Annotated in this window: 19 protein-coding genes; 14 read left to right on the top strand and 5 right to left on the bottom strand. The window is 62.5% G+C overall.

Features of this window, described 5'->3' with window-relative positions:
• The first annotated feature begins 201 nt into the window (after positions 1 to 201).
• The 5 genes from H6B30_RS12605 (at position 202) to H6B30_RS12585 (ending at position 5,687) form a co-directional block, all read left to right on the top strand.
• On the top strand, positions 202 to 2,217 hold the full coding sequence (locus H6B30_RS12605) for a glycoside hydrolase family 127 protein (RefSeq protein WP_205111132.1): 2,016 nt from the start codon (positions 202 to 204) through the stop codon (positions 2,215 to 2,217).
• Between the two features lie 404 nt (positions 2,218 to 2,621).
• Positions 2,622 to 2,846: an XRE family transcriptional regulator gene (locus tag H6B30_RS12600; RefSeq protein WP_205111130.1), complete on the top strand. Its 225-nt coding sequence runs from the start codon at positions 2,622 to 2,624 to the stop codon at positions 2,844 to 2,846.
• A gap of 277 nt (positions 2,847 to 3,123) precedes the next feature.
• Complete coding sequence (locus H6B30_RS12595) at positions 3,124 to 4,143, top strand: hypothetical protein (RefSeq protein WP_239484002.1); 1,020 nt, start codon at positions 3,124 to 3,126, stop codon at positions 4,141 to 4,143.
• A gap of 8 nt (positions 4,144 to 4,151) precedes the next feature.
• Positions 4,152 to 4,913, top strand: a complete 762-nt coding sequence (locus tag H6B30_RS12590; protein ID WP_205111128.1) for an outer membrane beta-barrel protein — start codon at positions 4,152 to 4,154, stop codon at positions 4,911 to 4,913.
• 78 nt (positions 4,914 to 4,991) lie between these two features.
• Complete coding sequence (locus H6B30_RS12585) at positions 4,992 to 5,687, top strand: lipocalin family protein (protein WP_205111126.1); 696 nt, start codon at positions 4,992 to 4,994, stop codon at positions 5,685 to 5,687.
• Positions 5,688 to 5,876: 189 nt separating this feature from the next.
• On the opposite strand, the gene H6B30_RS12580 is transcribed toward H6B30_RS12585, so the two are convergent.
• The 5 genes from H6B30_RS12580 to H6B30_RS16690 are packed head-to-tail and all read right to left on the bottom strand — an operon-like array spanning position 5,877 to position 9,686.
• The gene (locus H6B30_RS12580; protein ID WP_205111124.1) at positions 5,877 to 6,554 is read right to left on the bottom strand and encodes a WbqC family protein; all 678 of its coding nucleotides are present in this window, start codon (positions 6,552 to 6,554) and stop codon (positions 5,877 to 5,879) included.
• A gap of 26 nt (positions 6,555 to 6,580) precedes the next feature.
• Positions 6,581 to 7,129: a signal peptidase I gene (gene lepB, locus H6B30_RS12575; protein WP_205111122.1), complete on the bottom strand. Its 549-nt coding sequence runs from the start codon at positions 7,127 to 7,129 to the stop codon at positions 6,581 to 6,583.
• Between the two features lie 33 nt (positions 7,130 to 7,162).
• Positions 7,163 to 8,593 carry a signal peptidase I gene (lepB, locus tag H6B30_RS12570; protein WP_239484000.1) on the bottom strand — a complete coding sequence of 477 codons (1,431 nt, stop codon included), beginning with the start codon at positions 8,591 to 8,593 and terminating at the stop codon, positions 7,163 to 7,165.
• A 32-nt stretch (positions 8,594 to 8,625) separates the two neighbouring features.
• Positions 8,626 to 9,381, bottom strand: a complete 756-nt coding sequence (dapB, locus tag H6B30_RS12565; protein ID WP_205111120.1) for a 4-hydroxy-tetrahydrodipicolinate reductase — start codon at positions 9,379 to 9,381, stop codon at positions 8,626 to 8,628.
• 26 nt (positions 9,382 to 9,407) lie between these two features.
• A complete protein-coding gene (locus H6B30_RS16690) occupies positions 9,408 to 9,686 on the bottom strand; it encodes a hypothetical protein (protein WP_338088992.1) in 279 nt (92 codons plus the stop codon).
• Between the two features lie 753 nt (positions 9,687 to 10,439).
• Here H6B30_RS16690 and H6B30_RS12555 point away from each other — a divergent pair.
• The 9 genes from H6B30_RS12555 (at position 10,440) to argB (ending at position 21,432) form a co-directional block, all read left to right on the top strand.
• Positions 10,440 to 11,747, top strand: coding sequence for a DUF2851 family protein (locus tag H6B30_RS12555; protein WP_205111118.1), 1,308 nt, complete (start codon positions 10,440 to 10,442; stop codon positions 11,745 to 11,747).
• 421 nt (positions 11,748 to 12,168) lie between these two features.
• Positions 12,169 to 12,567, top strand: a complete 399-nt coding sequence (locus H6B30_RS12550) for an acyl-CoA thioesterase (protein ID WP_205111116.1) — start codon at positions 12,169 to 12,171, stop codon at positions 12,565 to 12,567.
• 3 nt (positions 12,568 to 12,570) lie between these two features.
• Entirely contained in the window at positions 12,571 to 13,698 is a 1,128-nt protein-coding gene (gene dprA, locus H6B30_RS12545) for a DNA-processing protein DprA (protein ID WP_205111114.1), read from the top strand.
• A 27-nt stretch (positions 13,699 to 13,725) separates the two neighbouring features.
• On the top strand, positions 13,726 to 14,736 hold the full coding sequence (gene dusB / locus H6B30_RS12540) for a tRNA dihydrouridine synthase DusB (protein ID WP_205111103.1): 1,011 nt from the start codon (positions 13,726 to 13,728) through the stop codon (positions 14,734 to 14,736).
• Positions 14,737 to 14,906: 170 nt separating this feature from the next.
• The gene (locus H6B30_RS12535) at positions 14,907 to 15,431 is read left to right on the top strand and encodes an NUDIX hydrolase (protein ID WP_205111101.1); all 525 of its coding nucleotides are present in this window, start codon (positions 14,907 to 14,909) and stop codon (positions 15,429 to 15,431) included.
• Between the two features lie 264 nt (positions 15,432 to 15,695).
• A complete protein-coding gene (topA, locus tag H6B30_RS12530) occupies positions 15,696 to 18,044 on the top strand; it encodes a type I DNA topoisomerase (RefSeq protein ID WP_205111099.1) in 2,349 nt (782 codons plus the stop codon).
• A gap of 35 nt (positions 18,045 to 18,079) precedes the next feature.
• Positions 18,080 to 18,607, top strand: a complete 528-nt coding sequence (locus H6B30_RS12525; protein WP_205111097.1) for a shikimate kinase — start codon at positions 18,080 to 18,082, stop codon at positions 18,605 to 18,607.
• 84 nt (positions 18,608 to 18,691) lie between these two features.
• Complete coding sequence (speA, locus tag H6B30_RS12520) at positions 18,692 to 20,584, top strand: biosynthetic arginine decarboxylase (RefSeq protein ID WP_205111095.1); 1,893 nt, start codon at positions 18,692 to 18,694, stop codon at positions 20,582 to 20,584.
• Positions 20,585 to 20,658: 74 nt separating this feature from the next.
• Complete coding sequence (gene argB / locus H6B30_RS12515; RefSeq protein WP_205111093.1) at positions 20,659 to 21,432, top strand: acetylglutamate kinase; 774 nt, start codon at positions 20,659 to 20,661, stop codon at positions 21,430 to 21,432.
• The last annotated feature ends 553 nt before the right edge of the window (positions 21,433 to 21,985 follow it).

Genomic DNA, 21,985 nt, shown 5'->3' with positions numbered 1-21,985 from the left:
GGCGGCAAAGGCGGCAAAGGGCCGGAGGCACCCGAAGGCGTTAAGCAATGCAAAACGTTCGTAACCGAGGTTAAAATGGCCCGTTGTAGTGTAACGGGCACACATAAAAAGGGTAACTTTACAACCGCTGCCCCCGGCGGCAGCCGTAGCAACCACTACCAGGCAACATCAATAACTGAATTCAACCACAACCTGCTTACAATGAAAACAACCATCATCACTCTGGCCCTTGCCGCGCTCACAGCCACGGGGGCCACAGCAAAGAAACACCAGCCCACGGCCGGCTACCCCATCACGCAAGTGCCTTTCACCTCGGTCAAGATAGCCGAGGGCACGTTCTGGGGGCAGCGCATCAAGGCCGCACGCAACGTCACGATACCCCTGGCCTTCAGCAAGTGCCAGTCGGAGGGCCGCTACGACAACTTCGTCAAGGCCGCCCACCCGTCGGCCGACTACGACGTGACGTCGTTCATGGGCTACTCGTTCGACGACACCGACGTATACAAGACCATAGAGGGGGCGAGCTACGTGCTGCAGACCTATCCCGACAAGCGCCTCGAGGCATACATCGACAGCGTGCTCGACATAGTGGCAGCCGCACAGGAGGCAGACGGCTACCTATACACCGCGCGCACCATCAACCCCGACAAGCCCCACCGCTGGGCCGGCAAGCAGCGCTGGACGAGCGAGGAGAACCTGAGCCACGAGCTCTACAACCTGGGACACATGGTCGACGCGGCCTGCGCCCACTACCAGGCCACCGGCTCGCGCAAGTTCCTCGACATCGCCCGCCGCTACGCCGACTGCGTGGTGCGCGAGGTGGGGCCCGACAAGGGGCAGGCGTGCGTGGTGCCCGGACACCAGATAGCCGAGATGGCGCTGGCACGCCTCTACGTGCTCACGGGCGAGAGGAAATACCTCGACGAGGCCAAGTTCTTCCTCGACTACCGCGGCAAGACAGCCACCAAGCGCGAATACAGCCAGAGCCACAAGCCCGTCACCGAGCAAGACGAGGCCGTGGGCCACGCCGTGAGGGCCGGATACATGTATGCGGGCATGGCCGACGTGGCCGCCCTCACCGGCGACTCGGCATACATCAGGGCCATCGACGCCATCTGGCGCAACATCACCGAGAAGAAATACTACCTCACCGGGGGCGTGGGCGCACGCCACGCGGGCGAGGCCTTCGGAGCAAACTATGAGCTGCCCAACCTCACGGCATACAACGAGACGTGCGCCGCCATCTCGATGGTGTACCTCAACCAGCGCATGTTCCTGCTGCACGGCGACGCCAAGTACATCGACTGCCTGGAGCGCACGCTCTACAACGGCGTAATCAGCGGCATGAGCGCCGACGGCGGGCGCTTCTTCTACCCCAACCCGCTGGCAGCCGACGGCAGCTACGGCTTCAACCACGACGGCTCGCGCGAGCGGCAGCCGTGGTTCGGCTGCGCGTGCTGCCCGAGCAACCTGTGCCGGTTCATACCCTCGGTGCCCGGCTACGTCTACGCCACGCGCGGCGACAGCCTCTATGTCAACCTGTTCGCGGCAGGCAGGGCCACCGTCGACGTGGGCGGGCGCAGCGTGACGCTGAGCCAGCTGACGCAATACCCATGGAACGGCAACGTGGAGCTGAAGGTGGAGTCGGCCAAGGGCGGCCGCTTCACCATGATGGTGCGCGTGCCGGGATGGGTGCGCGGCGAGGTGACGCCCGGCGGCCTCTACCAGTATGCCGACTCGGCACGCCAGGACTACTGGGTCACCGTCAACGGCGAGCGCATCGACGCGCCCCTGCAAAAGGGCTACATGGCCATCACCCGCGAGTGGAAGAAGGGCGACGCCGTGAGCCTGCACATGGACATGACGCCGAGGCTCGTCAAGGCCGACGGGCGAGTGGCTGCCGACCGGGGGAGGCTGGCCGTTGAGCGCGGACCGCTGGTGTACTGCGCCGAGTGGGCCGACAACTCGTTCGACGTGTTCCACTTTGTCATCGACCGCAACCCCAAATTCGCCATCGCCGACGCACCCACGCTGGCCGGAGGCGTGAAGAAGCTCACCGCCACGGGCACCGTGCTCGCCACGGCCGCCGACGGCAAGCTCACGGCCACGCCCACGCGCATCACCCTCATACCCTACTACGCCTGGTGCCACCGCGGACCGGGCCGCATGCAGGTGTGGATGGCCGCTGGCCCCGAGGTGATGGACGAGCGGAAGTAGGGCTCACCAGCCGTCCCTCTCACCGTGCCCCACGGCATGGCGAGAGGGCCGGATATGATGGGAAAATGACAAAAACATGCAAATTGAGGCGTTTGTTCCTCATTTTTTTGTATCTTTGCATAAGATAAGCTGCGCTCGGCAATCTGTGAGCAACCCCACATTGCACTCGCTTGCATTATCTTTGCATAAGATAAGCTGCACTCGGCAATCTGTGAGCAAGCTCACATTGCACTCGCTTGCATTATCATCGACACACAACAGGGCACCCCGCAAAACAAGCAGACACCGTAGCGACAGGCTGGGCGGGGCAAAAAGGGCGCTTGCCGACACCACGCACCGCTGCCCGCACGACGGCAGGCAGCAAGGCAAACAACGCCACGCACAAAGGCAACAAACACCTATAAATGATAAATATCGGACAAAACATCAAGGAAGAACTTGCACGACAGGAACGCACGGTGAGCTGGCTCGCCAAGAAACTGGGATGCACACGCGCCGTGGTATACCGCATAATGGGCAAAAACAGCATCGACACGGCCATGCTTTCACGGATATCGATAGTGCTCGAACGCAACTTCTTCATCGAACTGTCAGACGAAATGGGCATGAGGCTAAACAAACGAGCCTGAAACGACAACACAACAGCCCTGTGACGCGGCCCGCAAAGACCAACGGCGAACGGGCCACGAATGCCGGGCCAGCCCAATGGATGTATCGCCTTCGATACACTTCTGTCTTGTTTGAGAAACACTTCCAACACCTTTGAGATACACGCTTTGCAAAGTACGTTTGCCAAAAAGCCATACCTTTGCAGCCGGCAACCACGCACTCACGTAAAGAAACCGCAAAAGCGGCACGGAACCGGCACGGCTGCCGACTGAAGGAAACACAAGAAAAAGGCGACAAATGGCAAACAAAATCATGGCGAAGGCTGTCCTGACGCTCGCACTGGCGGCTGCCACGGAGGCAGCTTGGGCACAGGTAGACTACTCTGTGGTGGCCGTCAACGAGGAAACCGGGCTCGAACTGACGCGCATCACCCAAGACAACGACTATGTGTGCATGCCCGAGGTGAGGCGCAACGCGGGCAACCTCAACTGGCTCTCAAACCGCATCATCGACATATCCACCGACGGGCAGAGGCTGGCCTACCTCTCGGCACGCAACAACACCACCAACATATTCATAAAAGACGTTGCACGGCAGGGAAGCTCAGTGCAGCGCACCAACCGACGGGCAGTAATCGACTTCTCCTATTCGCACGACGGGCGATACCTGTGCTTCTCCGAACGGAGCGGCGACTGCAACCAGATATTCCAGACGGCAGCCGAGGGCAGCTATGTGTGCCGGCAGATAACATCGGGCAACACCGACTACTCGCCCGTATACACGGACGACATGAAAGACATCGTGTTCGCCCGCCAGGAGAACACCGGCGTGAGCGTGTGGAGCTACAACGTGGCCAACAACTTCCTGGCCAACTACACGCGGGGCATGAACCCGTGCCCAATCAAGGGGCGGAAGGCGCTGCTCTGCGCACGCACCGACGCCTCGGGGCGCAGCGAGATATGGAGGGTTGACTACGAGACGGGCGTGGAGGAATGCCTCATGGCCGACCCCGCACACAGCTTCACCACGCCGTCGGTGTCGCCCGACGGCCAGTGGATACTCGCCGTGGGCAGCAGTGTGCTCATGAACGGGGCGCAACGCTATGCAAACACCGACATATTCGTGTGCCGCACCGATGGAACGCAGCTGACACAGCTGACATACCACGCCGCCGACGACCTGAGCCCGGCGTGGGGCCGCGACGGCAGGCACATCTACTTCATATCGCAGCGCGGGAGCGCCACGGCCACGGCCAACGTGTGGCGCATGGCATTCACGCTGTGGAAGGGCGAAGGCAACATCATAAACAACAGATAAACAAAGTCATGAGAAAAAACAAGCTAATCGTTGCAGTGGCCTTGCTCGCTGCAAGCACCGCCGCAAAGGCGCAGTTCACAAACACCACAGCCACTGCCGCCAAGGCTACGCAGACCCAGGTGCAGGGATGGGGAACGGTCTACGTGCAGTGGAACCCCGTGACCATAGCCGTCGACAAGAAAGGCGAAGACGACATCTCGGCCAACGCGTTCACCATCGGATACAACAAGGCTTTCGGCATTGCAAAGGGCACCCCGCTCTTCGTCGAGGCCGGCATAGGGCTGTCGTACATGTTCAAGACCAACGAGGAGCCGTATGAAGACCTAGACGAGGTGGGCGACTACGACTGGCAGGTGAGCGGCGACAAGTACAGCATGCTCTCGGCCAAGGTGCCCGTGAGCCTGGCCTACTGCTGGAGCCTGCCCAACAGCAGCGTCGACCTGATACCATTCGTGGGCGTAGACTTCCGCATAAACCTCGTGGGCAAGCTGAAAAAGCAGTTTGAACTGGGCAGCGAGTTCGACGGAGACGAGAAGGAGGAATACGAGGACTTGTACGAAATGCCGGCCGACCAGAACCTGTTCGACAAGGACGACATGGGCGACAAGGACCTCACATGGAAGAGATTCCAGATGGGATGGCACGTGGGCCTCAACGCACGGTTCAACAAGGGGCTGATGATAGGCGTGGCATACGGCACCGACTTCACCGAGCTATGCAAGAAAACAAAGATGAAAACCACGTCGATAACGCTCGGCTACAGTTTCTGACAACATGACACGGCGGCGGGCGGGCACGGCCACGGGCGCCAGGCTGCCCTTCCGCCACAAACAACCAAAGGAAGCAACATGAAGGCAAAGACTATGCACCTGGCCACGCTGCTGATGGCACTGGCCATGGCACTGGCCACGGCGGGATGCTCGTCGGACGACGACGGAGATGGCGACAACGGCAAAGGCATCACCGGCACTTGGTATGGCGAGGCCGATGAATACGGCATCTACATGGTGCTGAGGCTCACGGCCGACGGCCAATATGAGGTCGGCTACCACTATGAAGGCCAAACGACAACAATTGAAGAGGGTGTGTACCGCTACGACAGCGATGGCGAGACGATAACATTCTACACCGACAACGGGGCCTACGACTGCTACGCATGGCTGGACGGCGGACGGTTCGAGATTGAAGGGCTGGGCACATTCAGCCGCAAAAGGCCCGGCCAGGGGCAGGGCGACGGACAGGACGACGGGCTGGGCTCGCTGATATGCGGCACGTGGCGGCATACATTCAGCACCGGGTACATACAGATTGAGTTTGAGCCCGACGGGCACGGTTCATGGACGGAGTATGACCGGGCAGACGGCAGCAGGCACGACACAGAATACTTCAGCTACGCAATCGACAGCGAAACAAGACTGATAACAATCTACATCGGCGACGAGACCGAACGGTATGAGGTGACGGAGATAACCAAGAACAGGCTTTGCCTGCGCGACCTCAACGATGGCGACTACGGAGACACAATGGCCATGACAAGGCAATGACCGCAGGCTCACGGCAAGCCGGCCCGACGCCGCTGCCGTGGCCGCCCCGGGGGCTCCTACGGGCCGTCACAACAAACAAACGACAAGCATCGAGGCGCGCCACATGGCGCGCCTCGATGCGTATTGCTCCATCCATCTGCCGCGGCCACCGGTGGCGCCCCGGCCGCGACGCGGCCTCACCCGGTGCGGTCAGACGAGCCAGAAGATGGCCTCGGGGCCCATGTTGAACAGCAGGTCGAGCACGCTGAGGTTGGGCCTGAAGCCATGGCGGCGGGCAAAGACCTGGTAGTAGGGTCGCGGCTCGAAGGCCGGGTCGGGCAGCGGGTGCTTGGGGTCGATGGCGTCGCGGTAGTCGTCGGCCATCGCGCCGCCGGCCTCGGCACGGGGCAGCGGGGGCGCGGCGCCGTCGACCGGGGCCGCGCATGGCGTCACGGCGGGGCTGTAGGCCGAGGTGTGGCCGATGGCGGGGTGTATGTCGAGCAGGCCGCACACCGTTTCGCAGATGGCCTGGTTGAAGTCGCACAGGTATTGCCAGCGGCGCTCGAAGAAGGGGCGCAGGTCGTCGGCATAATACTCGAAGAAGGGCGACTCGCTGTAGGCCGACATCAGGGCGTGCCAGTGCAGGTGGCGCCAGTTGCCGTGGTCGCTGATGCGCACGTCGCGCGTGAGCAGGCGCCGCCCGTCGTCGGTGCGCTCCACAGGCACCGTCAGCGCCTGCAGGCCGTTGGCCGTGGCTATGACGCATCGGTTGCGGTAGGTCTGCTTGCGGTAGGTGTCGCAGCGCTCTATGAGCACGCTGTCGTAGCGGCACAGCTTCTGGTACCACTGCACGGGGCCGAAGTAGGTTGTGGAGAGTAGTGCTTGCATATCGTTGGTTGTGGTTGGCGTGCGGCTCAGTAAGGCATGAGCAGCGTTCGCCCGCGGCGGTAGCCGGTGTAGAAGGGGCGGCTGTCGTCGTGGCTGTAGACTATGAGGCAGACGCGGCCCAGTATGAGGCTCTCGGGCACGGGGCCGAACAGTCGGCTGTCTATGGTGTCGGCCTCGCCCAGGGCCTGCATCCAGTAGTAGTCTTCGGGGGCGCAGGTGGCTGCCCGGCCCGGCACTACGATGGTGCCCTCGGGCGTGGCCACGGTGTCGCCGGGCAGCGCGGCGCAGCGGCACACATACACCCCCTCGCCGCCGGGCGCAGGGCTGTCGAAGGCCACTATGTCGCCCACGCCGACGCTGTCGGCGAAGACGCGGCCGTAGCCAAACAGGCCGTTCATGCCGCCTGTGCGCAGCCCGTAGCTCCACCGGTTCACCAGCACGCGGTCGCCCGCCTTGAACACTGGCTCAAAGCGGTCGCCGCCCACGGTGTAGAGGGTGAAGAAGAGAGCACGGAACAGAGCCACGGCCAGTGCCGCGGCTGCCAGTGCCAATATGGTTTTCAGCCATGCCCTCATCTGCCGGTCGGTGTGTTGGTGCCCCGTGGGGCGTCACTTGATGTTGTCGACAAACTTGAACAGCCTGTTCCAGCGCACGCCTGCCAGGCCTTTGCGGTCGGGGTCGCTCGACCACCAGATGAAGATGGGCTTGCCCACTATGTGGTCTTCGGGCACGAATCCCCAGTAGCGCGAGTCGGCCGAGTTGTGGCGGTTGTCGCCCATCATCCAGTAGTAGTCCATCTTGAAGGTGTACGAGCTGGCCTCGCGGCCGTTGATGTATATCTTGCCGTTGCGCACCTGCAGGTCGTTGCCCTCGTATGTGCGTATGGGGCGCTCGTAGACGGGCAGGTTGTCGAGCGTGAGGTCGATGCTCTTGCCCTTGGCCGGTATCCACACGGGGCCGTAGTTGTCGCGCGTCCAGTGCTTGTTGCCGTCGAGGGGGTAGATGTCCATGTCGGTGGCGTCGGTGTTCAGCTCTATGCTCTCCACCAGGTCGCGGCGCTGCGAGAGCACGGCCACGGCCCGCTTTGTGAGCGGCATGTAGCCCATGGTGTTCAGGCTCATGATGTCTTCGTTGGAAATGCCGAGCTCGCGCACTATGTCTTCGGGCAGCGACTGGCGCAGCTTGACGTAGTATGTGTACTGCACGTTGTCGGGCTCCTTGTTTGGCTTGCCGTCAAGGTACACTATGCGATTCTTTATCTGCAGCGTCTGGCCGGGCAGTCCCACGCACCGCTTGACGTAGTTCTCGCGGCGGTCGGCCGGGCGCGTTATCACCTCGCCATACTCGCCGGGGTTGTCGGCTATGTACTTCCGGCCTGCGCTGTACACGGCGTTGTAGTATCCCATGCGCTGCTCGGCCGTGAGCGAGTCGGGGGCGGGGCCCTGGCCCGTTATCTGGTAGCCCAGCGCGTAGCACAGCGAGTAGAAGTCCATGGCCTGGTACTGCGGCGCGGAGCACAGCGTGTCGCCCGAGGGGTAGTTGAACACCACTATGTCGTTGAGCTCAACGTGGCCGAGGCCCTTTACGCGGCGGTAGTCCCAGTGGGGCCACTCTATGTACGACTTGCACTCAACCACGGGCAGCGTGTGCTGCGTGAGCGGCATGGTGAGCGGCGTCTGGGGTATTCGCGGGCCGTAGCTCACCTTGCTCACGAAGAGGTAGTCGCCGGTGAGGAGCGACTTCTCGAGCGACGACGACGGTATGACGTAGTTCTGGAAGAAGAACAGGTTGATGAAATACACTGCCACGAGGGCGAAGACGATGGCGTCGACCCACGACATCACGAACCTCACGGGCGGCTCGGAGTCTTTCCACCACTGCCAGCGTATCTTCTTGGTGATGTACACGTCGTAGATGAAGGGCACCACTATGAGCCCCCACCAGCTCTTCACCCATATCAGGAACAGCAGGTAGAGGGCCATGACCACGCCGCACTTGATCCACTGGCGGCGCATGTTTCTCTTTTTTTCGATAGCCATTTCGGTTGCGCTTTACTGTTGGTTGTGTGATGTCAGAACTTGAACATGTCGCCGATGGTGAGCAGCCCGGTGTGGCCGGCGGTGTATTCGGCGGCGAGCACCGCCCCCAGGGCGAACCCCTGGCGCGAGTGGGCGTCGTGGGTTATGGTGATGCTGTCGGCCGGGCTGTCATACTTCACCGTGTGTATGCCGGGCACCTCGCCGCGGCGCACGGCGTCGATGCGCAGCTCGCCGGGGGCGCATGCCTCGGTGCCGCTTACGGTGCCGTCGGCGGCCTGCACGGTGCCCTTCACCCAGCGCTGCTTGCGGTCGAGGCGGTCTACTATCTCTTCGGCCAGGGTGATGGCCGTGCCGCTGGGCGCGTCGAGCTTGTGCACGTGGTGGGTCTCCTCCATGGCCACGTCATACTCGGGAAACGAGTTCATGATGGTGGCCAGGTATCGGTTGACGGCCGAGAAGATGGCCACGCCTACCGAGAAGTTCGACGCCCAGAACAGCGTCTGCCCTCCCTCGGTGCACATGCGCTCCACGTCGGCCTTGTGGTCTTTGAGCCAGCCGGTGGAGCCGCTCACCACCTTCACCCCCTTGGCAAAGGCCTTGAGGTAGTTGCCGTAGGCGGCAGTGGGGTTGGTGAATTCTATGGCCACGTCGGCCGATGCGAACTCCGGCGAGTCGAAGTCCTGCTGGTTGTCCACGTCGATGATGCTTACAATCTGGTGGCCGCGGCCCAAGGCTATCTGCTCTATCATCTTGCCCATCTTGCCGTAGCCGATCAATGCTATTTTCATATTATTTCGTATTAAACGTTGCAAAGTTAGTGAATTTTGCCCATACAATGCTGATTTTCAGCAAAAAATCGCCATGTCGGGGCGCTAACATGGCTATTTTGGGGGCGCATTGGCAGGCACAGGCGGGCGATGCCGTGGCCCGGGGCCGCTTGCGGTCGTGGCTCACGCAGGTGTTTTTTAAGGCTCACGCGGTAAATCCACGTGCGCACGTCGCTGCGCCCCCCGAAGCCGCCCATGCCCCGCCACAAGTTGACGGGCACCTCCTGGAAGAGGTTGGCCGCCTCGTCGGCATCCTTCGAGAACATGCAGCACACGGTGTATGTCGTGGCGCGGTGCTCGGTGACGAGCCGCTCAAATTCTTTCTCGCTTTCTTTTGGTCTCGTATTTTCGCAATTGTATTGTTTTCAAATGCCGCTTTATTCCTTAGGCGCGCGCCGGGCCCGTTTTGCTACACCCGCGGCGCAGTTTTTTTCGCAGCCCCTTTCGCGGAAGCCGCGCGCGCAGCCCCACGCACCGCCATGCACCATGCGTGCGGCCATGGTTGCGCCGCGGCTTGCAAAACGTGCCTGACGGGCTCGCCAAACGGCCTCCGCCGCCCGATGAAACGGCCCGTTTTGCGCTACAATGGCGCATTTTCTGGCGAAAACGCCACGGCGGCACCACGGCCATCCGGCTGCGCCGCCACCCCGCCCCGCCTCTTTTTCTTGCCTCCTCAGTGCATATTCTTGCCCCGGGCGGGCATAATGTCGGCTATTTGCATTATCTTTGCATAAGATAAGCTGCATTCGGAAGATTCAGGGCAAGCTCTGTCTTCGCTCGTTTGCATTATCTTTGCATAAGATAAGCTGCATTCGGAAGATTCAGAGCAAGCTCTGTCTTCGCTCGTTTGCATTATCTTTGCATAAGATAAGCTGCGCTCGGCAAAATGTGAACAAGTTCAAATTGCCCTTGCTTGCATTATCTTTACAATAAGACAAGCGCCCCGCCCACCGGCGGCAACAGGCCGCACGCAGGCAACGGGGCGCCGGCCTCAAACAAGTAATAACGGTTAGCCAAGCATGGAACAACTGCTGCACTACGTATGGAAGCACCGGCTGTATGACGGCGCGGGGCTCTCGACCACCGACGGGCGCGAGGTCGAGGTCATCGATCCGGGGCTGCACAACACCGACGCGGGGCCCGACTTCTTCAACGCCAAGGTGAAGATTGGGGGCACGCTGTGGGTGGGCAACGTCGAGATTCACGACAGGGCGTCAGACTGGACGGCCCACGGCCACCACACCGACGCCGCCTACGACAGCGTGGTGCTGCACGTGGTGGCCTGCGCCGACGCCGCCACGGCCGACAGCCGGGGGCGCCGGGTGGCGCAGATGGTGATGGGCGTGCCGCCATACGTGGCCGACAACTACCGCGAACTGCTTGCCACCGACACCTACCCGCCCTGCTACCGCATCATACCGACACTGCCGCCGATGACGGTCACCTCGTGGCTGGCCGCGCTGCAGGCCGAGCGGCTGGAGCAGAAGACCGGGGCCATCAGCCGCAGGGCAGCCATGAGGGCGGGCTCGTGGGAAGAGGCTTACTTCGTGACGCTGGCCCGCAACTACGGCTTCGGCATCAACGGCGACGCCTTCGAGGCCTGGGCCATGAACGTGCCCTTGCAGGCGGCAGCCCACCACCGCGACGACCCGTTCCAGGTGGAGGCCCTGTTCATGGGGCAGGCGGGCCTGCTCGGCGACGGAACCGACGGACGGGGGCGCGACAAGGGGACTGCCGCCGACGCATACCTGGCCCGCCTGCAGGCCGAATACGCCTACCTGGCCCGCAAGTTCTCGCTCAGGCCCATCGACCGCACGCTGTGGCGATTCATGAGGCTCAGGCCGCAGAACTTCCCGCACATACGCATATCGCAGATGGCCACCCTCTACCACGAGGGCCGCACGGGCCTCAGCCAGCTGCTCGAATGCCGCAGCGCCGACGACGTGAGGCAGCTGCTGGCTACCCGCGTGTCGCCATACTGGGAGACGCACTACACGTTCGGGGCCGAGAGTGCGCGCAACCCAAAGCGCCTGTCGGGGCAGTCGCTCAGCCTGCTGGCCATCAACACAGCCATACCCATGCTCTTCGCCTACGGCCGCCACACCATGGACGAGTCGCTGTGCGAGCGGGCCTTCGAGCTGCTCGACAGCCTGAAGCCCGAAAACAACGCCATCATACGCACATGGCGCGAGTGTGGAATCAACGCCAGGACAGCCGCCGACAGCCAAGCCCTCATACAGCTCAAGCACGCATACTGCGACCGCCGCGACTGCCTGCGCTGCCGCTTCGGCTACGAATACCTGAAAAAGGCCAAGGCCCACACCTAAGCCGCTGCCCAACCCCACCCCGGCCGAAAGCCCAAGCTGCACCGGCCAAAAGGCCAAGCCGCACAAGCCAAAAGCCCAAGCAACACCGGCCGAAAAGCCAAGCTGCACAGGGCGAAAGGCCAAGCTGCACAGGGCGAAAGGCCAAGCTGCACAGGGCGAAAGGCCAAGCCGCCCAAGCCAAAAAGCCAAGCCGCACAGGCCGAAAGGCAAAGCCGCCCAAGCCGAAAGGCCTAGCCGCACCGGCCGAAAGCCCAAGCAACCCCGGCCAAAAAGCCAAGCTGCACCGGGCGAAAAGGCAAACCATCCTGTCTGCCTCGGCCGAATGGTCAGTCCTCCCAGTTCTCCCATTCCTCCCAGAGCTCCCAAAAAATCCCCAGCTCTCCCACCCCAGCTCTCCCAGAGCTCCCAAAAGCAAAAGCCAATGGAATATATCTTTGAGACAAAAATGCTAGTCCGCGACTACGAGTGCGACATCGAAGGCATAGTGAACAACGCCAACTACCTGCACTACACCGAGCACACCCGCCATCTGTTCCTAAAGCAGTGCGGCCTGAGCTTCGCCGAGATGCACCGCCGCGGTACCGACGCCGTGGTGGCAAGGATGAACCTGCAATACAAGGTGCCGCTAAGGTGCGACGACGAGTTCGTATCGCGCCTCGCCCTCAGGAAAGAGGGCCTGCGTTACATCTTCTACCACGACATCTACCGGGCCACCGACGACAGGCTCTGCTTCAGGAGCACCGTCGAGGTGGTGTGCCTCGTGGGCGGCAGGCTGGCCAACAGCCCCGACTACGACCGCGCCCTGGCCAAATACATCTGACCGATGGGCGAGCAAGAAAGACTGTACGCCATGGCCCTGGCGCGCATCTGCCGCTTCAACTTCGCGGCGGCACAGGCCATCTACCGCGCCATGGGCAGCGCCACGGCCGCCTACGACAACCGCGCCGACATAGCCCGCCTGGCCGGCGGCTGCCCCACGAGGATGCTCAAGGAGCTCGGCAACTGGGACACGGCCCTACGGCGGGCCGAGGCCGAGATGGAGTTTGCCGCCAGGCACTCCGTCAGAGTGCTCACCCCCGCCGACCCCGACTACCCCCGCCGCCTCGACGAATGCCCCGACGCGCCACTTGCCCTCTACTACCGCGGCACGGCCAACCTCAACAGCGCCAGGGTGATAAGCGTGGTAGGCACGCGCCACTGCACGGCCTACGGCCGCGACATGGCGCAAGAGCTCATGGCAGGGCTGCGCGGCATGTTCGACGACGTGCTCGTGGTGAGCGGACTGGCCTACGGCGTCGACATCTGCGCCCACAGGCAGGCACTGGCCGAAGGCTTCGACACAGTGGCCGTGATGGCCCACGGGCTCGACCGCATCTACCCCCCGAGCCACCGCGACACGGCCAAGGCCATGCTCGAGCAGGGCGGACTGCTCACCGAGTTCATGAGCGGCACCAACGCCGACAAGGCCAACTTCGTGATGCGCAACCGCATAGTGGCAGGCATGGCCGACGCCACAGTGCTCGTGGAGAGCGCAGCCCGGGGCGGCGGACTGATAACAGCCGGCATAGCGCGCAGCTACAACCGCGAGGTGCTGGCATACCCCGGGGCCGTGGGGGCGCCCTACTCCGAAGGGTGCAACAGGCTCATACGCGACAACGCCGCCGTGCTCGTCACCTCGGCCGCCGACGTGGCCGAGACGCTCGGATGGGCCACGCAGGCCCACGCCGAGGCCGCACGCCGCGCCGGCATAGCTAGGCAGCTCTTCCCCGAACTGACCGACGAGGAACAGGCCGTGGCCCGGCTGCTGCAACAATCCAACGACATGCAGCTCAACACCATGGCCGCGCAGACGCGAATGCCCGTGGCACGGCTCGCCGCCCTGCTCTTCCAGATGGAGATGAAAGGGCTCGTAAGGCCGCTCGCCGGAGGGGCCTACCACTGGATTGACTGACAAACAAGACTTTAGCGACTACAGAAAATGAAAATAGCAAACATCGACTTAGGACCCCGGCCGGTGCTGCTCGCACCGATGGAAGACGTCACCGACATTGGATTCAGGCTGCTGTGCAAGCGCTTCGGGGCATCAATGGTATACACAGAGTTCGTCAGCGCCGAGGCACTGGTGCGCTCGGTGAAGGCCACAGAGCGCAAACTTGCCATCAGCGACGACGAGAGGCCCGTGGGAATACAGATATACGGCCGCTCCGTCGACGCCATGGTAGAGGCCGCGCGCATTGTCGAACAGGCACGCCCCGACCTCATCGACCTCAACTTCGGGTGCCCCGTGAAGAAGGTGGCCGGCAAGGGCGCCGGGGCGGGCATGCTACAGAACATACCCCTGATGCTCGAGATAACGCGCGAGGTGGTAAAGGCCGTGAGCCTGCCCGTGACGGTGAAGACCAGGCTCGGGTGGGACGCGTCGCACATCATCATACCCGAACTGGCCGAACAGCTGCAAGACTGCGGCATAAGCGCCCTGACCATACACGGCCGCACAAGGGCGCAGATGTACACCGGCGAGGCCGACTGGGGCCCCATAGCCGACGTCAGGCGCAACCCGCGCATCAAAATACCGATAATAGGCAACGGCGACATCACCACCCCCGAGCAGGCGCGGCGGGCCTTCGAGCTCTACGGCGTCGACGCCGTGATGGTGGGCAGGGCCACGTTCGGACGCCCGTGGATATTCAAGGAGATACGCGACTGCCTCGACCTCGGCCCCGGGGCTCCGCCGCCGCTGACCAACGACGAGAAGATAGACGTGCTGCTGGAGCAGCTGCGCATCAACGTGGAGCGCATCGACGAATACCGGGGCATACTGCACACACGCCGCCACCTGGCCGCCACGCCCGTGTTCAAGGGCATAGCCGACTTCAGGCCCACCCGCATAGCCATGCTGCGGGCCGAGACCACGGCCGGGCTTACCGCCATAATAGAGCAGGCCAGGCAAATGCTGGCCCGACGCGACAACACCCAGGCACCGCAATGACATGAAACGCCCAGCCGCCATAGCCACCATCACGGCCTGTTGCATCATGGCAGCGGCAAGGCCGGTGTTGGCCGTGGCATCCGGCGGCCGGGCGAAAAAAAACAAGCCGGGACATTACACTGCTTGATATTTTTTTCGTAATATTGCAGAAGATTTCAACAAAATAGGCTATGCACCCATTAGAAAAATTCACCTACTGCCCGGTATGCGGCAGCAAACACTTCGCCGAACACAACGCGAAGAGCAAGCAGTGCGAGAACTGCGGCTTCACTTACTACATGAACCCCAGCGCCGCCACGGCGGCCTTCATCACCAACGGGCGCGGCGAGCTGCTCGTGGAGCGCAGGGGCAAGGAGCCGGCCAAGGGCACGCTCGACCTGCCCGGGGGCTTCATCGACAACGACGAGACGGCCGAGGAAGGCGTGGCGCGCGAGATACTCGAAGAGACGGGCCTCACCGTGACCTCGGCCAAGTATATGTTCAGCCTGCCCAACATCTACCTCTACTCGGGCATCACCATCCACACGCTCGACATGTTCTTCAGGTGCACCGTCGACGAAGGCGCCGCCCCGGCTGCCGCCGACGACGCCGCCGAGTGCTTCTGGCTGCCGCTGGGCGAGATACACACCGAGCAGTTCGGGCTTCGCTCCATACGCCAGGCCCTCTACATGTTCCTCAAGGAGCACGGGCTGTGAGCCCCGCCGGGGCGGGCCCGGGCCACGCGGCGGCGGCGCGCGGCGGCGGGGAGCAGGCAAGACGTGCCGTCCCGGGTTGCGGGACGGCACGTCTTGGCTTGCCAAACGGCCCCCGCCGCCACGCCAGACGGCCCCCGCGGCAAGGGCCGCCAGCGTACGGGCCGCCTGGAAAACAATTAAAAAAGTAGAAAAAAGGGCTTATATATAATGTGGTAGCGAAGTTTTTGCTTACTTTTGCACCCCAAACAAACCATCATACCGAGTATGCTTAAGAATTTAGTCATAGTAGAGTCGCCGGCCAAGGCGAAAACGATAGAGAAGTTTCTGGGCAGTGACTACAAGGTCATGTCTAGCTACGGCCACATACGCGACCTCAAGAAAAAGGAGCTGAGCATAGACACCGAGACGCTCGAACCCCACTACGAGGTGCCCGACGAGAAGCAGAAGCTCGTCAAGGAGCTGCGCCAATGCGCCGGGCAGGCAAGCCAGGTATGGCTCGCCTCCGATGAAGACCGCGAGGGAGAGGCCATATCCTGGCACCTGTGCGAGGTGCTCGGGCTCGACGAGAAGAACACCAACCGCATAGTGTTCCACGAGATAACGAAGCCAGCCATACTCGAAGCCATAAAGCACCCGCGCCACATCGACATGAACCTGGTCAACGCCCAGCAGGCGCGCCGGGTGCTCGACCGCCTCGTGGGCTTCAAGCTCTCGCCCGTGCTGTGGCGCAAGGTGAAGCCCGCCCTGTCGGCCGGGCGCGTGCAGAGCGTGGCCGTGAGGCTCATAGTAGAGCGCGAGCGCGAGATACAGGCGTTCAAGAGCGAGCCCTACTACCGCGTGGCGGCCGTGTTCGCCCTGACCGCCGCCGACGGCTCGGCCACCGAGGTGAAGGCCGAGCTCGACACCCGGTTCAAGGCGCACAGCGAGGTCGAGGCCTTCCTCGAGAGCTGCAAGGACGCCACCTTCCGCGTGAGCTCGGTGGCGAAGAAGCCGCTGCGCCGCATGCCCGCGCCGCCGTTCACCACCTCGACGCTGCAGCAGGAGGCCGCGCGCAAGCTCGGCTTCACCGTGTCGCAGACGATGATGATAGCCCAGAGGCTCTATGAGAGCGGGCGGATAACATACATGCGTACCGACTCGGTCAACCTGTCGACGCTCTGCCTGGCCGCCAGCCGCGACGAGATAGTGAGGCTCTGGGGCGAGAGATACAGCAAGACGCGCCAGTACCACACCCACGCCAAGGGGGCGCAGGAGGCCCACGAGGCCATACGCCCCACATACATGGACGCCACCACCATCGACGGCACGGCACAGGAAAAGAGGCTCTACGACCTGATATGGAAGCGCACGGCCGCCAGCCAGATGGCCGACGCCGAGATAGAGAAGACCACCGTGACCATAGCCATAGAGCCCGCAGGGGGCAAGGCCGCGGCCGGCGCGCCGCAGTTCACGGCCACCGGCGAGGTGGTCAAGTTCGACGGCTTCCTGAAAGTGTACCGCGAGTCGTCCGACGACGACGACCAGGGCGCCGACGAAGGCTCGCGCCTGCTGCCGCCCATGGCCGAGGGGCAGGAGCTGCAGCGCCGCGAGGTGACCGCCACCGAGCGCTTCAGCCAGGGCCCCGTGCGCTACACCGAGGCCAGCCTGGTGCACAAGCTCGAGGAGCTGGGCATAGGCCGCCCGTCGACCTACGCCCCCACGATAAGCACCATACAGCAGCGCGACTACGTGCACAAGGGCGACCACAAGGGCGAGGAGCGCCAGTACACCGTCGACACGCTCAAGGGCAAGGTGGTGACGCAGAAGACCCGCACCGAGATGGCTGGCAGCGACAAGGGCAAGCTGCTGCCCACCGACATAGGCATCGTGGTGAACGACTTCCTGATGAAATACTTCCCGGTGATAATGGACTACAACTTCACGGCCAAGGTGGAGCAGAAGTTCGACGAGATAGCCGAGGGGAGCGAGAAGTGGACCGACATGATGAAAGACTTCTACCGCGACTTCGAGCCCGTGGTTGAGAAGACCCTCAACACCCGCTCGGAGCACAAGGCCGGCGAGCGCGAGCTGGGCACCGACCCGGCCACGGGCAAGCCGGTGTTCGTGAAGATAGGCCGCTACGGCCCCGTGGTGCAGATAGGTGCCGCCGACGACAACGACAAGCCCCGCTTCGCGCAGCTGCCGTCGGACAAGGGCATGGAGACCATCACGCTGGACGAGGCCCTCGAGCTGTTCAAGCTGCCCAGGGAGCTGGGCGAGTTTGAGGGCCACAAGGTCACGGTGGGCGCCGGCAGGTTCGGGCCCTACATACTGCACAACAAGAAATACGTGTCGCTGCCCAAGGAAGACGACCCGCTCACCGTCACGCTCGGCAAGGCCGTGGCGCTGATAGAGAAGAAAAGGCTGCTCGAGCAGCAGCGCCACATAAAGACATTCAACGGCGACAACCCCATAGAGGTGCTCAACGGGCGCTACGGCCCCTACCTCACCTTCGGCGGCAAGAACTACCGCCTGCCAAAGGCCATGCACGCCCGGGCAGCCGACCTGACGCTCGAGGAGTGCGTGGAGGTGATAGACGCCGCCGAGCAAAAGAGCGAGCAGAAGAAGAAATGACACCGCCCCGACAGGGCGACAACACCACGCAAGCAATGACCCGGATAATCATCATAGGCTACATGGGGGCCGGCAAGACCACCGTGGGCAAGGCGCTGGCCAGGGAGCTGGGCCTGCAGTTCTACGACCTCGACTGGTACATCGAGGCCCGGATGCACAAGACGGTGCCCCAACTCTTCGCCGAGCGGGGCGAGCAGGGCTTCCGCCAGGTGGAGAGGGCCATGCTCCACGAGGCCGCCGAGTTCGAAGACGTGGTGCTGAGCTGCGGCGGCGGCACGCCGTGCTTCTTCGACAACATCGACTACATGAACAGCCGGGGGCCCGTGGTCTACCTCAAGGCCACGCCCGAGGTGCTGCACAGCCACCTGATGATGGGCAAGACGGAGCGCCCGCTCATCAAGGGCAAGACGGGCGACGAGCTCACCGGCTTCATAGCCAGGCAGCTGGGCGAGCGCGAGCCCTACTACGCCAAGGCCCGCTACACCTACGACGTCAACCTGCTCGACAGCCACGGCAAGGTGGGACAGGCCGTGGCGGGCATCAGGAAGATGCTCGGCGTCTGACCGACGCGGCCGGCGGCAACGCCCGCACGGCCGGCGCAAGGCTAAACCATACACATCATAGAAACCCAACGACACAGAGAGAAAATGAAAAAGTGGACCATTGAAGACTCCAAGGAGCTGTACAACATCAACGGGTGGGGCACGTCGTACTTCGGCGTCAACGACCGAGGCCACGCCTACGTCACGCCATGCAAGGACGAGACGCAGATAGACCTGCGCGACGTGATGGACGAGCTCGCGCTGCGGGATGTCACTCCCCCGGTGCTGCTCCGCTTCCCCGACATCCTCGACAACCGCATCGAGAAGACCAGCAGCTGCTTCAGGAAAGCGGCCCAGGAGTACGACTACAAAGGCGAGAACTTCATAATCTACCCCATAAAGGTGAACCAGATGCAGCCCGTGGTAGAGGAGATAATAAGCCACGGGCGCAAGTTCAACCTCGGGCTCGAGGCCGGCTCCAAGCCCGAACTCCACGCCGTCATCGCCGTGCAGTGCCAGAGCGACTCGCTCATCATCTGCAACGGATACAAGGACCAGAGCTACATAGAGCTTGCCCTGCTCGCCCAGAAGATGGGCAAGCGCATATTCATAGTGGTCGAGAAGCTCAACGAGCTCGACATCATAGCCCGCGTGGCCAAGAAGCTCGACGTGAAGCCCAACCTGGGCATACGCATAAAGCTGGCCTCGTCGGGCAGCGGCAAGTGGGAAGACAGCGGCGGCGACGCCAGCAAGTTCGGACTGACGAGCAGCGAGCTGCTCGAGGCGCTCGAGCTGCTCGACAAGAAGAACATGCGCGAATGCCTCAGGCTGATACACTTCCACATAGGCAGCCAGATAACGAAGATACGCCGCATACAGGCCGCCCTGCGCGAAGCGTCGCAGTTCTACATACAGTTGCACAAGATGGGATACAACGTCGACTTCGTTGACTGCGGCGGAGGGCTCGGCGTAGACTACGACGGCACACGCTCGCCCAGCAGCGAGAGCTCCGTGAACTACTCCATACAGGAGTATGTCAACGACTGCATCTACACCTTCGTCGAGGCAGCCAACAAGAACGGCCTGCCCCACCCCAACATCATAACCGAGAGCGGCCGCTCGCTCACGGCACACCACTCGGTGCTCGTAATAGACGTGCTCGAGACGGCGTCGCTGCCCGAGATGCCCGAGGAATACGAGCCCACGGCCGACAGCCACCAGCTCGTGCGCGACCTGTACGACATCTGGGACAACCTGAACCCGCGCACCATGCTCGAAGACTGGCACGACGCGGAGCAGATACGCGAGGAGTCGCTCGACCTGTTCAGCCACGGCATAGTAGACCTGCGCACACGCGCCGAGATTGAAAGCATGTACTGGAGCGTATGCAGGGAAATCAACATACTGGCCAAGCAGCTCAAGCACACGCCCGAGGAGCTGGTGAACCTCGACAAGCTGCTGGCCGACAAGTATTTCTGCAACTTCTCGCTCTTCCAGTCGCTGCCCGACGCCTGGGCCATCGACCAGCTCTTCCCGATAGTGCCCATACAGCGGCTCGACGAGCGGCCCACGCGCAGCGCCACGCTGCAAGACATAACGTGCGACAGCGACGGCAAGATAACCAACTTCGTGACCAACCGCAACAACTCGCACATACTGCCCGTGCACGCGCTCAAGAAAAACGAGCCCTACTACCTCGGGGTGTTCCTCGTGGGGGCATACCAGGAGATTCTGGGCGACATGCACAACCTGTTCGGCGACACCACGGCCGTGCACATCAGCGTGAGAGACAGCCACTACCACATAGACCAGGTGATAGACGGCGAGACGGTGGCCGAGGTGCTCGACTACGTGCAGTACAACCCGCGCAAGCTGGTGCGCCAGCTGGAGATGTGGGTGACCAAGAGCGTGAAGGAAGGGCGCATCACCCTCGACGAGGGCAAGGAGTTCCTGAGCAACTACCGCTCCGGGCTCTATGGCTACACTTACCTTGAGTGAACGACAGCAGGGCACGGGGCTGCGGCCGCCACGCGCCGACCAGAGCCCCCGACACCCAAACAGCATACATTGAGATGAAAGAAAAACTGACAATAGTCAAGGTTGGCGGCGCCGTGGTGGAAGACCCGGCGCAGCTCGGCGCCCTGCTCGACGGCTTCTGCCGCATCGGCGGGCGCAAGGCCCTTGTCCACGGGGGCGGGCGCCGCGCCACCCAGGTGGCATCGCGCCTCGGCATAGAGAGCCGCATGGTGGGCGGGCGCCGCATCACCGACGAGGCCATGCTCGAGGTGGTGACCATGGTCTACGGCGGCCTTGTCAACAAGGGCATAGTGGCCGCCCTGGCCTCGCGCGGCGTGAGCGCCATAGGCCTCACCGGTGCCGACATGGACGTGATGCGCTCACACCGCCGCCCGGTGAGAGACGGCATCGACTTCGGCTTCGTGGGCGACGTCGACCGCGCCGACGCCAAGCGGCTCTCGGCGCTCATCGAGGGCGGAGCCGTGCCGGTGCTGGCACCGCTCACCCACGACGGCAACGGCCAGCTGCTCAACACCAACGCCGACACCATAGCCTCGGAGGCCGCCAAGGCCCTGGCCCAGGCATACGACGTGACGCTCGTCTACAGCTTCGAGAAACCCGGCGTGATGGCCGACGCCGACGACCCCACGTCGGTGATACCGTCGATCACCCGGGCCGACTTCGAGCGGCTCACGGCCGACGGCACCGTGGCCGGCGGCATGATACCGAAAATAGAAAACGCCCTCGCGGCCGTGGAGGCCGGCGTGAGCCGGGTGGTCATCACCCAGGCATCGGCCATAGGCACAGATGCCGGCACCGTGGTGCACTGACGGCACACAGCCATGCCACGCCCCGAGCCAAACAGCAATACGGCCCGTATCACCCGCTGATACGGGCCGTTTCGCATTGCAAGACAGCCCTCCTTGCAACGCCATGAGGCCCACGGCGGCTCACCGGATAAACCCGGGGGCTTTTTAGGGGGTAATTTTTGGAGTGCAGGAGTACAGGGGTTCAGGAGTACAGACAATAGTTTTTGTGTAGAATGGAGTTAGAGGGAGGTAGAAGGAGTTATGGGGAGTTAGAAGACAATGGCGTTTGACTATCTCTTCCTGCAACACTTTCCCCATGCTCCCAGAGCTCCCATGTTTCCAAAACCATTGCCTTAACTCCTTTACTTCCTAACTCCTTAACTCCCTCCCACCCTCCATCAAGCAAACGCCATTGTCTTCTAACTCCCCATAACTCCTTCTACCTCCCTCTAACTCCATTGTACACAAAACCATCGTCTTAACTCCTTTACTTCCTAACTCCTTAACTTCCTCCCACCCTCCATCAAGCAAACGCCATTGTCCTCTAACTCCCCATAACTCCTTCTACCTCCCT

This window comes from Marseilla massiliensis (assembly GCF_016899955.1).
GTDB classification, from domain to species: domain Bacteria; phylum Bacteroidota; class Bacteroidia; order Bacteroidales; family Bacteroidaceae; genus Prevotella; species Prevotella intestinigallinarum.
The sequence above is the reverse complement of the archived record's forward strand: the minus strand, read 5'-3'. Positions and strand labels throughout refer to the sequence as shown.